The organism is Bacillus cereus group sp. N12, assembly GCF_016483575.1.
In the GTDB taxonomy this organism is placed as follows: domain Bacteria; phylum Bacillota; class Bacilli; order Bacillales; family Bacillaceae_G; genus Bacillus_A; species Bacillus_A toyonensis.
The window spans coordinates 111044-126110 of record NZ_JAEHBO010000004.1; the positions used below are offsets into that span (position 1 = coordinate 111044).

The window sequence follows — 15067 nt, forward strand, 5'->3', positions numbered from 1 at the left end:
CATCAATAAAAAAACTGACTGCATCAATAGCAGTCAGTTTTTTATTATTTTACATAGTTTTCTTTAACAACTGATGCACAACGCTCACATAATGTTTCATGTTCAGCATCTTTACCAATTGTTTCTGAAACTACCCAACAACGTTCGCATGTTTCACCAGTTGCTTGAGAAACGACAACCGCTGTATGCTCATACTTAGGCGCATCTGCTGGAGCTTCTTCCATCATACCACCAAGTTTATATTCAGAAACGATGAATAATTGCTTCAAGTCTTCGCTAATAGACTCTAACATTACTTTCATTTCTGCAGTTGGATAAAGAGTAATGCTCGCATTTAATGACTTACCAATTACTTTCTCATTACGAGCTACTTCTAACGCTTTTAATACGTCATCACGTAATGTCATAAATGCATCCCATTTCGCTTTTAACACTTCCGAACCCTCTACTTCTGTAGCTTCTGGCATGTTAGTTAACTGTACGCTTTCTTCTGTTACACCTGGAACATATGGCCATACTTCATCAGCTGTATGAGGTAGGATTGGTGTTACAAGTTTCGTTAATGCAACAAGAACGTCATATAATACAGTTTGAATTGCACGACGATCCGCGTGATTTGCACCTTCAATGTATAAAATGTCTTTTGCAAAGTCTAAGTAGAATGAACTTAGATCAATTGTACAGAAGTTGTGAATAGCATGATATACAGCAGCAAAGTCATATGTTTCATATGCTTCTTTTACTTTTGTAATTAAGTCATTTAACTTCACTAACATGTAACGATCTACTTCACGAAGTTCAGCTACCGCTACTGTGTTTTCACTTGGCTTAAAGTCATCTAAGTTGCCTAATAAGAAACGGAATGTGTTACGGATTTTACGATACACTTCTGCTACTTGTTTTAAAATATCATCTGAAATACGTACGTCAGATTGATAGTCAACAGATGATACCCATAAACGTAAAATATCTCCGCCTAATTGATCCATAATTTTCTTCGGTACGACGATGTTTCCAATCGACTTACTCATTTTACGTCCTTCACCATCTAGTACGAAACCATGGCTTAGTACGCCTTTATATGGAGCTTTACCTGTTACAGCAACTGCTGTTGATAATGAAGAGTTAAACCAACCACGATATTGGTCAGATCCTTCTAAATATAAATCAGCTGGACGTTGTAAGTCATCGCGCTCTTCTAATACCGCTTGGTGAGATGAACCTGAGTCGAACCATACATCCATGATATCTGTTTCTTTACGGAATTCACCATTTGGGCTACCTGGATGTGTAAATCCTTCTGGTAATAGATCTTTCGCTTCACGCTCAAACCATACGTTAGAACCGTGTTCACGGAATAAATCTGCTACATGGTTAATTGTTTCATCTGTAATAATTGGATCACCATTCTCAGCATAGAATACAGGAATTGGCACACCCCATGCACGCTGACGAGAAATACACCAGTCACCACGGTCACGAACCATGTTATGAAGACGAGTTTCGCCCCATGCTGGTACCCATTTCGTTTCCGCAACAGCTTCTAATAACTCTTTACGGAATGCTTCAATAGATGCAAACCACTGTGCTGTCGCACGGAAAATAATTGGTTTTTTCGTTCTCCAATCATGTGGGTATGAATGCGTAATGAATGTTAGTTTCAGTAACGCGCCTACTTCTTCTAATTTTTCTGTAATTGGCTTGTTAGCTTTATCATAGAATAAGCCTTCAAATCCAGGTGCTTCATTTGTTAATACACCTTTATCATCAACTGGGCAAAGTACTTCTAATCCATACTTTTTACCAACAACGAAGTCATCTTCCCCATGTCCTGGTGCTGTATGAACACAACCTGTACCTGCATCTGTTGTTACGTGATCTCCTAGCATAACTAATGAATCACGCTCGTAGAATGGGTGTTTTGCAACTGTATACTCAAGTTCGCTACCTTTTACCGTTTTCACAACTTCAGCATTTTCCCACTCTAACATTTTTGCAACTGTCTCAAATAATTCAGAAGCGATAATATATTTCTCGTCATTTACTTTTACAATGCTATATTCAAGCTCTGGATGAACAGAAATACCTAAGTTTGCAGGTAATGTCCAAGGAGTTGTTGTCCAAATGATAAATTTCTCATCACCTTCTAATACGTTCTTTCCGTCTTTTACAGGAAACGCTACATAAATAGATGCTGATTTTTTATCTTGGTATTCAATTTCAGCTTCTGCTAAAGCAGACTCACTTGTTGGAGACCAGTAAACTGGTTTTTGCCCTTTATAGATGTAACCTTTTTTCGCCATATCACCAAACACTTTAATTTGTTGTGCTTCATAAGCTGGCTCTAAAGTAATATATGGATTATCCCAATCTGCACGTACACCTAGGCGCTTAAATTGTTCACGTTGACGTTCTACTTGTTCATATGCATACTCTGCACATAACTTACGGAACTCAGCAACTGTCATCTCTTTACGTTTTACACCTTTATTCGTTAACGCTTGTTCGATTGGTAAACCGTGCGTATCCCAACCTGGAACATATGGTGCACTGAAACCAGTCATTGACTTATAGCGAACAATAAAGTCTTTTAACACTTTATTTAATGCATGTCCCATATGAATGTCACCATTCGCATATGGAGGTCCATCATGCAACACAAATAAAGGACGGCCTTTTGTATGTTCTTGTACTTTTTCATAAATATTCATTTCAGCCCATTTTTCTTGCATTGCAGGCTCACGTTTTGGTAAATTCCCACGCATTGGGAACTCTGTTTTTGGCATCAGTAATGTATTTTTGTACTCCATGCTCAATTCCTCCTTACATGTATAAAAGAAATACTTAAAAAACGGAATAAAAAAGAGACCTTCTCATCCCAAAAAGGGACGAGAAAGTCTCCCGCGGTACCACCCTAGTAGATTCTATACATATGTATAAAACCCTCTTTATATTCTTAACGCGAATACACGCCTACGCTTACTCTATTTGTTCAGCGCGGAACTCCAGGGTGATATTCCCACTAATCTCCTTATCCTGAGCTTACACCATCCTCAGTTCGCTATATAAGGTTTGAAAAGGTACTTATCCCTATCTTCGTTTTTCTTAATAAATATGTTGTTTAAAATTATATGTAATAATGAGAAAAACGTCAAGCTTACACTGTTTCTTCTTTTTTCAACAGCTCATCTACTTCGTCTTCTAACTCAATTAGTTTATCCCAATCATCGTTGTTTAGCATTTCAAGCTGTGTCTCTAATAACATACGGAAACGAGTTCGGAATACTTTCGCTTGTTTCTTTAGCTCTTCAATATCAAAAGCAACTTTTCTTGATTTTACTAAAGCTTCGTTAATGATACGATCTGCATTTTTTTCAGCTTCACGTACGATTAATTTCGCTTCTTTTTGCGCATTACGTTTTACTTCTTCCGCTGCTTCTTGTGCAACAACGATAGATTTGTTTAACGTATCTTCAATGTTAGAAAAATGATCTAACTTTCCTTCTAATTGCGCAACTTTTTCTTCTAAAGCTTTTTTCTCACGAATGACTAATTCATAATCTTTGATAATTTGATCAAGAAACTCATTTACTTGATCTTCATCATAGCCACGGAATCCGCGACCAAATTCTTTGTTATGAATATCTAATGGTGTTAACGGCACAACGCCACCTCCAAGTAGTTATCTAAATTTCCTCTTTCAATTATATCTTTTCTTCGACAAAATAGGAGGATTTCCTTCTAAAAAACCAATCATTTTAGTATACCATACAAAATTCTCCATTTGTCGCGTTTTGTTCTACCTTCTACAGAAAACAATTTACTTCGCCCATATCCTCTCACCGAAAACACATCTCCTGGATAACATTCATAAGAAGTTTGCTCTACTGTTTTCCAATTGACTTTTACTAAACCATTTTTTATGAAAGGTTGCACTTTCTGTCTGGATATATGTAACATTTCAGCCAACATAACATCTAAGCGAAGTGAAGAAACCGTTCCAGATTTCTCTCCCCACGTTTCATGAGTCTGTAGAATTTGTTCTCCTTGTACTGCTGATAAGGAGACTTTTACTTTCCCTATTGCTTGTAAGTTCATCTCAATGTAAGATACGATTTCTTTCGCAACTACAATTTGGGCACGATTTTCTTGAAGCAAAATATCACCACATTTTTCTCTCGTTAAACCAAGTGACATAAATGTACCTAATATTTGCCTATGTTCTAGCGTATAAAACTTGGAAGGATAGTCAATTTCTAATACTTCTACTTGAAATTCTTCTTCATTTAATTCTAGATAGTCTGGATAAATAAGTGCTCTTCTACGCTCTGCGTAAGGCGTTGCACCATCAAATTGCACAGCAACATCTCCTTGTCCAATTACCATAGAAACAATTTGTTGCTGTCTTGGATCAAGGAAATCTGTTAGTTTCACTTGATGGTACTCTGCTGCTCGCTTCCACTCTAGCACTTTATCTACAAAGACCTCTTCATCAGGTCTGAAATGTTCGTAAATGCTCATGTATTTAGCCTCTTATTACAAGAAATAGCTGAACAAACTGAACAAACCACTTTTAGCAAGTTTTAACGCAAAAATCGCAACGAGTGGAGAGATATCAATCATACCAAACGGCGGAATAAATCTGCGAAATGGTTCTAAATACGGTTCACAAATACGTGCAAGAAAATCTCCAAAAGTTGATTCCTTTGCACCAGGAAACCATGATAGGAGGATGTAAATGATAAGTGCCCACGAGTAAATCTCGATAGCAGTAAGTAAAACATTTAAAACGGTTGTCATGGCGTATTACCACCTCTTTATATTTGTTTCTTCTTCTTCGCCGAATAATTCTGAAATTGCACCAACAATATCTACATTTTCAGGTGTACACATAAATGTTTTCGGTCCTATTTTTTGAATGTCCCCGCCTATAGCGTATACAGTACCACTTAAAAAGTCAACGATACGTACTGCTTGATCAGTAGACATTCTTTGCAAATTAATTACAACAGCTCGTCTACCTTTCAAATGGTCCGCAATACCTTGCGCTTCCGAATACGTGCGTGGTTCTAATAAAACAACTTTTGAAGATTGCTTTGCCGTTTCAATACTCACAACATTTTGTTTCGGTTGTGCTTTCGGAAACGTAACATCTTGTTGTTCCGGCGGATCTTGCTGCTTCTTCATGTCCGTTTGCTCCTTTTCATAGCTATATTGAGCTGCTTCTCTTTCTTCTGGTGTATCAAAAAAGAAGTATTTTACTTTTGACCAACTCATAATAAGATTCTCCTTCCTTTTACGCTTTTCCTACTAAAATCGTTCCCAAACGAATATATGTAGCACCTTCTTCAATTGCAATCGTGTAATCATTGGACATTCCCATTGATAATTCTTTACATGGCGCATGTAATAGATTTAGCTCCTGCACCTCTATTTGTAGCTTGCGCAAGTCCTTAAAGCAGCGACGAACTTCTTCCTCTTCTTCTGTAAATGGCGCCATCGTCATTAGTCCAACCACTTCAATCTTATCCAATTCTTGCAAACTTTGAATAAAAGAAACTGTTTCTTCTATTGCCAATCCTTGCTTTGATTCTTCAGATGAGGTTTTCACTTGAATAAAGCATTTCACTATCTTATCAGCACGTTTCTGAATTTCTTTCGCCAGAGAAAGACGATCTAACGAATGTAAATAATCAATTTCATTAATGATTTCTTTTACTTTTCTCGTTTGTAATGAGCCAATAAAGTGCCAATTAACTTTTGAGCCAAAATGCTCGTATTTCTGTAAGAAACCTTCATTTCTATTTTCACCTAAATCGATAATTCCAGCTTCCATTACTTCGTTTGTTTTTTCAATCCCTACAGTTTTTGTAACTGCAACAAGTTTAATATCTTGCAACGAACGTCCAGCTCGTGTGCAAGATTCTTTAATAGCTTCGTTTACAATTATTAAATTTTCTTGTACTGTCACTTGTTTTCTTCCTCCTTAAAACCTATGAAACTCAACATTCTCCCTGTCTTCCCTTGATCACGACGATGAGAGAAAAATAGTTGTTCTTCACAGCTTGTACAAAGAGATGACATTACAATATGCTCTTCTTTTATGCCTGCTTGTACACATAATATACGATTAATTTCTTTTAAATTAATTGCGTACTGTCCATCAGAAATTTTTTTATATGGGACAGAACCGTTTACTACTTGCTGTGCCGCTGTTAACACTCTATCATCAACAACATAACAACAAGATCCGATTGCCGGTCCAATTGCAACATGAATTTCATCACTTGAAATCCCTTCTGCACTCCATTTTTGAATCATTTCATTTGCAATCTCTTTTACAGTCCCTTTCCACCCAGCATGCGCAAGTCCTATCATACCATGTGATGGTGCATAAAAATAGAGTGGGACACAATCCGCGTAACAAGACGTTAAAAGAACATCGTTATTAGTCGTATAAATGCCATCTGTTTTTGAAATGCCATCCTCATATGAATAGACGCCACTTCCCTTTTCTTGTTGTCCTACTTTTTCAACATGGTGATCATGAACTTGTTCAGAGCAAATCCAGTTTTCCAATGGTTTTTGTAACTTATTTGCTAAAATGCGTCTGTTTTCATGAACGTTCTCCACGATATCATTCACATGTAATCCTAAATTCATCGCATGAAAGGAGCCCGTACTTATCCCACCATCTTTTGTCGTAAATCCAGCAGTAATGTTTCCAAGTTCTTTCCACGCTTGTAAATACAGTATACCGTCCACATATTTAAATGGTTCTCTCATAAAGCGGCTCCTTTTTAATTAAAATAACAGAAAAAAGCATGGTACTTCCTGTCTATTTTACCATACTTTTATTTTTTCATAATACCAACAGAAAAAAAAGAGGAATTTGTAATATTCTTTATGAAATTGTCGGTGTTTGTATTGATTCTGTTACAGAATTAACAGGATTTACTCTTACAAGTATGACATCTTCCCCGATTTTCATAACTTCCTCCCAAGGAACTATAATTTCTACGTCTTTCCCAAAAATCCCAAGCATACGTGCCTGTTTGGAAATAATAATAGAGCAAATCTTCCCTGTATCGATATCAATCTCAATATCTCCAATATTTCCAAGCCTTTTCCCATCTGAAATATTTATAACATCCTTCATCTGTAACTCTGAAATCCGTATCACTCTCATCCTCTCCCTTATATGGCGAATTGGAAGTACACAGACTACTGTATTTCATATTAACAGGAAGTAACCGCTACTAAGGTTCATATTATTTTCATTATATGAACACGACCTCATTGCTATGAACGCAAACTATAGTACATATAAAAAGACCTCACCATAAATGGTGAGACCTTATCCTTGAATCGTTTTATTCATTTGTTTAATAGCCGATTTCTCTAAGCGTGATACTTGAGCTTGAGAAATCCCGATTTCTTCTGCAACTTCCATTTGTGTTTTTCCTTGAAAGAACCGTTTTCGAATAATCATCTTTTCACGATCATTTAAACGCTTCATGCCTTCTTTCAGCGCTAACTCTTCAACCCACTGCTCGTCCTTTTGTTTTTCATCACTTAATTGATCCATAACAAAGATAGGATCTCCCCCATCGTTATAAATCGGCTCAAATAATGACACTGGATCTTGAATCGCATCTAAAGCAAATACAATCTCTTCGTGAGTCACTTCTAGCACTTTTGCAATATCCATTGCTGTTGGTTCTTTTGAATTTTCTGCGATCAATTTTTCTCTTACTTGCAACGCTTTATACGCAATATCTCGTAACGAGCGAGATACGCGAATCGGATTGTTGTCACGCAAATATCTGCGTATTTCTCCAATAATCATCGGCACAGCATACGTTGAAAATTTTACATTTTGGCCTAAATCAAAGTTATCAATGGATTTCATAAGTCCGATGCAACCAACTTGAAATAAATCGTCAACATATTCCCCTCTGTTATTAAATCTTTGGATGACGCTCAATACAAGACGTAAGTTTCCATTCACTAATTTCTCTCTTGCGCTTATCTCTCCACTTTGCATTTCACGAAATAATTTACGCATTTCTTCATTTTTTAGTACTGGAAGTTTTGCTGTATCAACACCGCAAATTTCTACTTTGTTTCTCGTCAAAGTGTTCCCTCCTATCGGGAGTTGCTGTACAGTGTAAAGTATTTCCTTTGAAGGGGATTTTATGCATGTGGTTTTCTCTTCATTTTTCATTTTAATTCCCCCTTCTTCTACAACTAAACAGAATAAGACCAGCCTACATAAAGGCTGGTCTTATTCTTTACACCATTTTATTAAATTCTTTTCGTAACCTTTTTATGATTCTTTTTTCTAAACGTGAAATGTATGACTGTGAAATCCCAAGCATATCCGCCACATCTTTTTGCGTCTTTTCCTCTTCTCCAGCAAGCCCAAATCGAAGCTCCATAATTTGTTTTTCCCGATCATTTAATTGGTGCAATGCTTTCATTAGAAGATGACGATCTACAGTAGCCTCTAAATCTTTTGTAATAATATCATCATCTGTACCTAATACATCTGATAACAACAGTTCATTCCCATCCCAATCAATGTTAAGCGGTTCATCAAAAGACACTTCCGAACGATTTTTATTATTTCGGCGCAAATGCATTAAAATCTCATTTTCTATACAACGAGATGCATATGTTGCTAATTTTATTTTCTTTTCTGGATTAAATGTATTTACCGCTTTAATAAGGCCAATTGTTCCTATACTGATTAAATCTTCAATATTTATCCCTGTATTTTCAAATTTCCTTGCTATATATACAACTAGCCGTAAGTTGCGTTCAATAAGTAATGACCTTGCCGCTTGATCGCCTTTTGGCAATTTATTCAAAAGAACTTCTTCTTCTTCTTTCGTTAACGGCGGTGGCAACGCTTCACTTCCACCAATATAATAAATTTCATCGGTCTTAATTCCTAGTTTCAGCAATACTTTATACCAAAGGTATACTAAATAAAATTTTAATTTCATCATATTATCCCGCCTCTCATAATTAAGCAATTACCATTTTTTGCGAAATCAACATTTTTGGATGTACAATGCATTGATACTCTCCATTGGTAGACAGTTGTTGTGTATTTAACCCAATCAATACTTTGTTTACAACGATTGAACTACCTTCATGATCAACTTGCACACTATCCGGCTTAATTGCCCACAAAAATTGACTCTCTACTCCTACTGCTCGGAAAGGAATTAAGCGTAATTTTGTCGCCCATCCAGAATCTTTTTCTGGTATTTGAGGAATTTCTGTTTTGGAATAAATTTGTTCTGTTAACCAAGATGGCAAACAATGTTCTAATGATGAAATATGCATAATCATTACGGGTGTTTTTGTTAACGGGTCGTAAAGTTGATTCCCACTGTCAATTAAACCTGCTAGTTCCAATTCTTCTTCAGCTAATTGAATTTTCACTTTCACGATTTGGTCATAGTGTATTTTCGTGATTTCTACGCTTTCAATACGCTTTTTAGAAAAATAATAAATTACTGGAAAACCTAAAATAACAAACAACCAACTAATTGGATCACCGTAAGAAATCGATTGAGATCGAACCAATCCATTTACCATCTCATTCGTTTGCAAAAAGAAATGAGTTCCCATTAATCCTCCACCAACCATAAAAGTGACAAAGTAAAAAGTAAAAACAGTTTGTGTATAATTTCTAAACGTTGTAAACCCAAAGGCTGTATACACAATAAGTAACGAGTACAGTAGTTTCATAATCGGATGTGTCATCATAGAAGCAAAAGGAGTAAAGGCAAAAATAACAATGGTGGAACCTATAAATGCCCCTAACACAAGCCTCCATCTTTTGATCTTCTTTTTTAACACGGTAGCTGTTAATAAAAGTAAAAGAAAATCAATGCAGGCGTTTAACAACCAAACAACGTCGGCGTAAACAACCAAACAATTCACCTCTTTTTTTAAGTTGAGACTAGTATAATGCATATCCAATGGGAAAGTGTGTCAATTTGCGGAGGTGTTTTTTTGTTATTTTGTGATTTCTAGACATAATCTGTCGGTAAAAAATAAAAGTATAGTTTCATAGAATGATATGTTTTTATTTTTTACCGACAGATGGGCTGAACTATATGTAACGAAAATTAAAAATCCTGTACTACAACTTTAACGCGCAATTTTAATCAGTAGAATCGGTTCCTTTTAACCCACATAAACCGAGCTTTTACGGGCAGTTAATGCGAGATAAATTTAAATATACAAAATAAAAAAAGACCTGCTTAGCAGGTCTTTTCCATTCAGAAACAAAAAAGGAGCATGAATGCCCCTTTTTTTATCGTCTACGACGGTTACGTAAAAATGCTGGAATATCGATATCATCTGAATCTGAATGACGCTCATGTACAACCGGCTCTTCACGCTTCATTTCACGTTTTACTTCACGTTGTTTTGAAGGCTGAGCTACTGGTTGTTGCTGTTGTTGCGTGTGATTCGCATTCGGACGAATCATTGGTTTTGGTGGTTGAGTTGCAATACTATCATCAAAACCAGTTGCAATTACAGTTACAATGATATCATCTTTTAATCCTTCATTAATAACAGAACCGAAGATCATATTTACTTCTGGATCCGAAGCTGAAGCTACAATGTCTGCTGCTTCTTGTACTTCGTATAAGCTTAAGTTAGCTCCACCCGTAATATTCATAATAACACCTTGAGCTCCATCAATAGATGTTTCTAGTAATGGACTAGAAATCGCTTTTTTCGCAGCTTCAGCAGCACGATTTTCCCCATTACCAGAACCGATACCCATTAAAGCAGAACCTCTATTAGACATAATTGTTTTTACGTCTGCGAAGTCTAAGTTAATTAGACCTGGTGTAGCAATTAAATCAGAAATACCTTGTACACCTTGACGTAATACGTTATCTGCTTCACGGAACGCTTCTAACATTGGCGTATTTTTATCAACAATCTCTAATAAGCGATCGTTTGGAATTACAATAAGTGTATCTACATTTTCTTTAAATGCCGCAATACCAGATGCAGCTTGTGTTGCACGCTTACGTCCTTCAAACGTAAATGGACGTGTTACAACACCAACTGTTAATGCACCTAGTTCTTTTGCAACTTGAGCAACAACTGGAGCTGCACCAGTTCCAGTTCCGCCGCCCATACCAGCAGTTACGAATACCATATCTGCACCACGAAGTGCTTCTTGGATCTGTTCTTTACTTTCTTCTGCCGCTTTTTTCCCTACTTCAGGGTTTGCGCCTGCACCAAGTCCACGCGTTAATTTTCCACCAATTTGCATTTTTGTTTCAGCTTTTGATAGATTTAACGCTTGTGCATCAGTATTCACAGCGATAAAGTCAACACCTTGTACACCGTGCTCAATCATACGGTTTACAGCATTGTTTCCGCCACCGCCGACACCGATAACTTTTATATTCGCTAATTGATCTTGAGTAGTATCAAACTCTAACATGTCGAAATCCCCCTAGAACCTCATTTTTCGTGTCCAATTTTAATCCCATAAATAACGGAATACACGTTTTACTTTTGACATCATACGGTCATCATTTTGATTATTATTGTTTTGATTACGGGTTTTTTGTTTCGCAGGTTGTTGTTGTACCGGCATTGGTGCTGGTGCTGGTACTGGTTCAAAATGTTCTTGCTTTTCCTGCACATTTTTCCCACGTAATTTAGCTTTTTGATATGAATGTTTAATTAATCCAACTCCACTTGTATATTGGGGCTCACGCACACCAATATAGTCAGGAGTTGCTACACGAACATTTTCATGTAAAATATCATATGCAAGATCAAGAACACCTGGCATAGAAGCTATTCCACCAGTTAGTACATACCCAGAAGCTACTTGCTTTACTCCTAACTTACGTACTTCATCTTGAACAAACATTAAAATTTCCTCTACACGAGCCTCGATAATATCCGATAACTCCAACTGAGAATATTGTTCTGTTTGATCGCTTCCCATAATAGGAACCGTAAACATTTCTTCTTCCGATGCTGTATCATAAAAAGCATGTCCATATTTCAACTTAATTTGATCTGCATTTTCTGTTGAAGTTTTCAACCCAATCGCAATATCCTTCGTTATATGGTCTCCACCTAATGGTAATACGCTTGTCGCTTGTAACTCTCCATCTTTAAAAATAGATAAAGTCGTAGATCCTCCCCCCATATCAACAAGGGCTACTCCTCTATTTTTTTCATCCGAAGATATAGCAACTGTTGCAGCCGCTAAAGGTTGAAGACAAATATCAACAATTTCAAGACCTGCTTTTTCTACACAACGAAGTAAGTTATGTAGTAAGGTTCTCGATCCTGTAATAAGTGTACCTTCCATTTCTAATCTTACACCGATCATTCCACGTGGATCGTTAATCTCGTCAAGACCGTCTACGATGAACTGTCGAGGTACCACATCAATAAACTCACGTTCTGGAGCAATTGACACAACTTGTGCTGCATCTAGAACGCGTAAGACATCTTCATTCCCGATTTCACGATCTTCATTTGAAACAGCGACTACTCCATGACAAGGAAGTAGCTGTACCTGGTTTGCATTGACACCTACTACAACTTGCTCAATGTGGATTCCCACCATGCGCTCAGCTTGTTCAATTGCTTTTTTAATTGATCGAACAGTCTCATCTATATCGACTATCGATCCCTTCTTTAAACCATTCGATTTTACATTTCCAACACCAATAATGTTTAAGCTGTCATTAACCATTTCACCAATGATGACTTTAACATTGGATGTACCGATGTCAAGACTAACATATATTTCATTGCTGTTCATTCTTTGGCACCTCCTTCTTTATTTATACCATACAACTCAATATATGGAACAACAATCGCAACTTTACTATTTATAAGAAAAATATTCAACGTCTTTATACGTTTCCCTTTTTTAACCCTATATTTTTCTTATTTTTATTTAACATTCATTTAAGAATATCGCAGTAACCTGTGAAGAACTGCTTATCTTGAAATAATTTTATTTCAAGTGTAAAAATTACCGCCAAGTATAAGTCTACACTAAGATGTACTCATAGAAAAGTGAAACTTGTACCAATCCTAGTATGAATCTAAGAATTTTTACATATTTTTCATCAAATGAACCATTCTAGTAAATTCATATGCATATGATAGAACATTCGTTTCTCTTTTTTCTATATTAATGCAGTGAATACTACCGTTCTATTCTTTTTTTTCTTCTACACCTAACTCTTTCGTATATGCACCTACTTCTAAGTCAATTAACACCTTCTTACCTGGCTCAATTGTTTTTAAAATAAGTGGATAAGTTTCCATGCGCTTTGCGAAATTTTGAATCGTAGTGCTCACTTCATATCCTTCATTCATATATAAAGTAAGATGGTCTTCATTCGCATTCGTCGGTGAATAACGAATTTCAGAAATAGACCTTAAAATAGTCGGAGTTAACTTTTCTAGTTCAGCAATTAGTCCCTTCATTTTCTCCTCTTTAAAAGGTTCAAAAATTGGTGCTGCAACAGGAAGTTTTCCATTCGGGAGTACATCAAGTGTTTTCCCATTTTCTAATAACGGTTGTAATTTTCCATCTTTGTTTATATAACCAATCGTTACATATTCTTTAATATGAACATCAATTTTGTTTGGAAAACGCTTTTTTACATTTACTGCTTTAATTTCTTTTCGTTTCGTTAAATTTTCTTCCGCTTTATGTGCTGTCACTCGGAAATAACTTGTATCATATGTCACACCTGATTCCTTCATTACTTGGTCATCTGTCATATAATGATTTCCATACACACTTATCTTTTTTATATTACTAAGCGGAGACCGAAAATAAATTAAAAAGAGTACTAATAAAAATAAAATTGATATGTATAAAATCAACCGATGATTAACATTTTTTTTGTTTTTTTTCTTTTGATTTTTTAATTTTGGTACACGATCTTGTAGTTTAATCACTTTACTATTTTTCATGTACGATCCCCCTATGTAACATAAAGAACGGCATGTTCCTCATGCCGTTCTTATCTTCTTATTATAACATAAATGATAATGAGCGGAATGAATAACCGTTATCTTCCAATGATTTCTACTTCTGTGTGCATTTCTACACCAAATTTATCCTTAATTGTATGCTTTATTAATGAAATCAAATCTAATACATCTTGCGCTGAGGCTCCCCCAGTATTAATAATAAAATTCCCATGCATTTCAGAAATTTGAGCTCCACCTATTTGATAGCCACGAAGCCCAGCTTTCTCTACTAAATCTCCTGCAAAATACGGGATTGGATTCCGAAACACACTTCCAGCACAAGGATGATTCCACGGTTGTGTTTCACGGCGGTAATCTTTATTCTTTTGCATGTTTCTTACGATTTCCTCACGCTCTCCTACCTGTAATTGAAACTCCGCCTCCAAAACAATACCAGGACGTTTCGTTTGCAATACAGATGTACGATATGAAAACTCCATTCCTCTATTCGTTAACCATTCAATTGTTCCGTTTTCAAATAGAATTAGAGCCTTTGACAATATGTTTGATATGTCTGATTTATGTGCTCCAGCATTCATATACACTGCACCACCGACACTCCCTGGAATACCACTTGCAAATTCCAATCCAGCCAACCCTTGGCGACTAAGTAATGTTGACAATTTAATAAGGGGATATCCGCCACCAACTCTTACCCTATGTTTTTCGACCTCTAAGTGGTCTAATCCTTCTCCTAAACGAATAACAACGCCTTCTATCCCTTTATCAGATACAAGAAGGTTTGAACCTCGACCAATTACAGTCCACTTTATTTTATATTTCTTTACTAACTGCAATATTTTCTCAATACCGGCAACATGCTTTGGCACAATTAAAATATCAGCTGGTCCACCTATCTTCATAGTTGTATAACGTGCTAACGGCTCGTTAACTAACACGCGACCAACATTTGCTTCTATAAGCTCATTTACTAATTGTTCCATAGACGCTCTCCCCCAATATTAAGTTTCCTTATTACAGTAATATGCAGGGCGTT

Annotated in this window: 15 protein-coding genes and 1 other annotated feature; all 15 genes read right to left on the bottom strand. The window is 36.3% G+C overall.

Going from position 1 to position 15067, the window contains the following annotated elements; translation table 11 throughout:
* Positions 1–44: 44 nt before the first annotated feature.
* The 15 genes from ileS2 to murB all read right to left on the bottom strand — a co-directional run bounded on the left by ileS2 (position 45) and on the right by murB (position 15014).
* Positions 45–2810, bottom strand: a complete 2766-nt coding sequence (ileS2, locus tag JDS92_RS03745) for an isoleucine--tRNA ligase (RefSeq protein WP_199631519.1) — start codon at positions 2808–2810, stop codon at positions 45–47.
* Between the two features lie 71 nt (positions 2811–2881).
* Positions 2882–3106: a binding site (T-box leader), on the bottom strand.
* 51 nt (positions 3107–3157) lie between these two features.
* Positions 3158–3664 (bottom strand): septum site-determining protein DivIVA, encoded by a 507-nt coding sequence (gene divIVA / locus JDS92_RS03750; RefSeq protein WP_001131611.1) that lies wholly within the window; start codon positions 3662–3664, stop codon positions 3158–3160.
* Positions 3665–3753: 89 nt separating this feature from the next.
* The gene (locus tag JDS92_RS03755) at positions 3754–4521 is read right to left on the bottom strand and encodes a YlmH family RNA-binding protein (protein ID WP_000029703.1); all 768 of its coding nucleotides are present in this window, start codon (positions 4519–4521) and stop codon (positions 3754–3756) included.
* 15 nt (positions 4522–4536) lie between these two features.
* Positions 4537–4800, bottom strand: coding sequence for a YggT family protein (locus JDS92_RS03760; RefSeq protein WP_000214326.1), 264 nt, complete (start codon positions 4798–4800; stop codon positions 4537–4539).
* Positions 4801–4806: 6 nt separating this feature from the next.
* Entirely contained in the window at positions 4807–5277 is a 471-nt protein-coding gene (locus JDS92_RS03765; protein WP_199631520.1) for a cell division protein SepF, read from the bottom strand.
* A 19-nt stretch (positions 5278–5296) separates the two neighbouring features.
* Positions 5297–5971: a YggS family pyridoxal phosphate-dependent enzyme gene (locus tag JDS92_RS03770; RefSeq protein ID WP_199631521.1), complete on the bottom strand. Its 675-nt coding sequence runs from the start codon at positions 5969–5971 to the stop codon at positions 5297–5299.
* Positions 5968–6786, bottom strand: a complete 819-nt coding sequence (pgeF, locus tag JDS92_RS03775) for a peptidoglycan editing factor PgeF (RefSeq protein WP_001209013.1) — start codon at positions 6784–6786, stop codon at positions 5968–5970. Before pgeF ends, JDS92_RS03770 begins: the two co-directional genes overlap by 4 nt.
* A gap of 118 nt (positions 6787–6904) precedes the next feature.
* Positions 6905–7189, bottom strand: coding sequence for a YlmC/YmxH family sporulation protein (locus JDS92_RS03780; RefSeq protein WP_033660757.1), 285 nt, complete (start codon positions 7187–7189; stop codon positions 6905–6907).
* Between the two features lie 168 nt (positions 7190–7357).
* On the bottom strand, positions 7358–8137 hold the full coding sequence (sigG, locus tag JDS92_RS03785; protein ID WP_000197755.1) for an RNA polymerase sporulation sigma factor SigG: 780 nt from the start codon (positions 8135–8137) through the stop codon (positions 7358–7360).
* 157 nt (positions 8138–8294) lie between these two features.
* A complete protein-coding gene (sigE, locus tag JDS92_RS03790; RefSeq protein WP_000976947.1) occupies positions 8295–9014 on the bottom strand; it encodes an RNA polymerase sporulation sigma factor SigE in 720 nt (239 codons plus the stop codon).
* A gap of 19 nt (positions 9015–9033) precedes the next feature.
* The gene (gene spoIIGA / locus JDS92_RS03795; protein WP_199631522.1) at positions 9034–9951 is read right to left on the bottom strand and encodes a sigma-E processing peptidase SpoIIGA; all 918 of its coding nucleotides are present in this window, start codon (positions 9949–9951) and stop codon (positions 9034–9036) included.
* A gap of 385 nt (positions 9952–10336) precedes the next feature.
* Complete coding sequence (gene ftsZ / locus JDS92_RS03800; protein WP_000888977.1) at positions 10337–11491, bottom strand: cell division protein FtsZ; 1155 nt, start codon at positions 11489–11491, stop codon at positions 10337–10339.
* 39 nt (positions 11492–11530) lie between these two features.
* On the bottom strand, positions 11531–12838 hold the full coding sequence (gene ftsA / locus JDS92_RS03805; protein WP_001087556.1) for a cell division protein FtsA: 1308 nt from the start codon (positions 12836–12838) through the stop codon (positions 11531–11533).
* 401 nt (positions 12839–13239) lie between these two features.
* A complete protein-coding gene (gene divIB, locus JDS92_RS03810) occupies positions 13240–14010 on the bottom strand; it encodes a cell division protein DivIB (protein WP_000798216.1) in 771 nt (256 codons plus the stop codon).
* A gap of 98 nt (positions 14011–14108) precedes the next feature.
* Positions 14109–15014 carry a UDP-N-acetylmuramate dehydrogenase gene (gene murB, locus JDS92_RS03815; protein ID WP_000437053.1) on the bottom strand — a complete coding sequence of 302 codons (906 nt, stop codon included), beginning with the start codon at positions 15012–15014 and terminating at the stop codon, positions 14109–14111.
* Positions 15015–15067: the final 53 nt, after the last annotated feature.

What these genes read in the sequence shown, in the direction of transcription:
- ileS2 (WP_199631519.1), bottom strand. Translation starts at nt 2,810, where the DNA reads ATGGAGTACAAAAATACATTACTGATGCCAAAAACAGAGTTCCCAATG.
- JDS92_RS03755 (WP_000029703.1), bottom strand. Translation starts at nt 4,521, where the DNA reads ATGAGCATTTACGAACATTTCAGACCTGATGAAGAGGTCTTTGTAGAT.
- JDS92_RS03760 (WP_000214326.1), bottom strand. Translation starts at nt 4,800, where the DNA reads ATGACAACCGTTTTAAATGTTTTACTTACTGCTATCGAGATTTACTCG.
- JDS92_RS03765 (WP_199631520.1), bottom strand. Translation starts at nt 5,277, where the DNA reads ATGAGTTGGTCAAAAGTAAAATACTTCTTTTTTGATACACCAGAAGAA.
- pgeF (WP_001209013.1), bottom strand. Translation starts at nt 6,786, where the DNA reads ATGAGAGAACCATTTAAATATGTGGACGGTATACTGTATTTACAAGCG.
- JDS92_RS03780 (WP_033660757.1), bottom strand. Translation starts at nt 7,189, where the DNA reads ATGAGAGTGATACGGATTTCAGAGTTACAGATGAAGGATGTTATAAAT.
- sigE (WP_000976947.1), bottom strand. Translation starts at nt 9,014, where the DNA reads ATGATGAAATTAAAATTTTATTTAGTATACCTTTGGTATAAAGTATTG.
- ftsZ (WP_000888977.1), bottom strand. Translation starts at nt 11,491, where the DNA reads ATGTTAGAGTTTGATACTACTCAAGATCAATTAGCGAATATAAAAGTT.
- ftsA (WP_001087556.1), bottom strand. Translation starts at nt 12,838, where the DNA reads ATGAACAGCAATGAAATATATGTTAGTCTTGACATCGGTACATCCAAT.
- divIB (WP_000798216.1), bottom strand. Translation starts at nt 14,010, where the DNA reads ATGAAAAATAGTAAAGTGATTAAACTACAAGATCGTGTACCAAAATTA.
- murB (WP_000437053.1), bottom strand. Translation starts at nt 15,014, where the DNA reads ATGGAACAATTAGTAAATGAGCTTATAGAAGCAAATGTTGGTCGCGTG.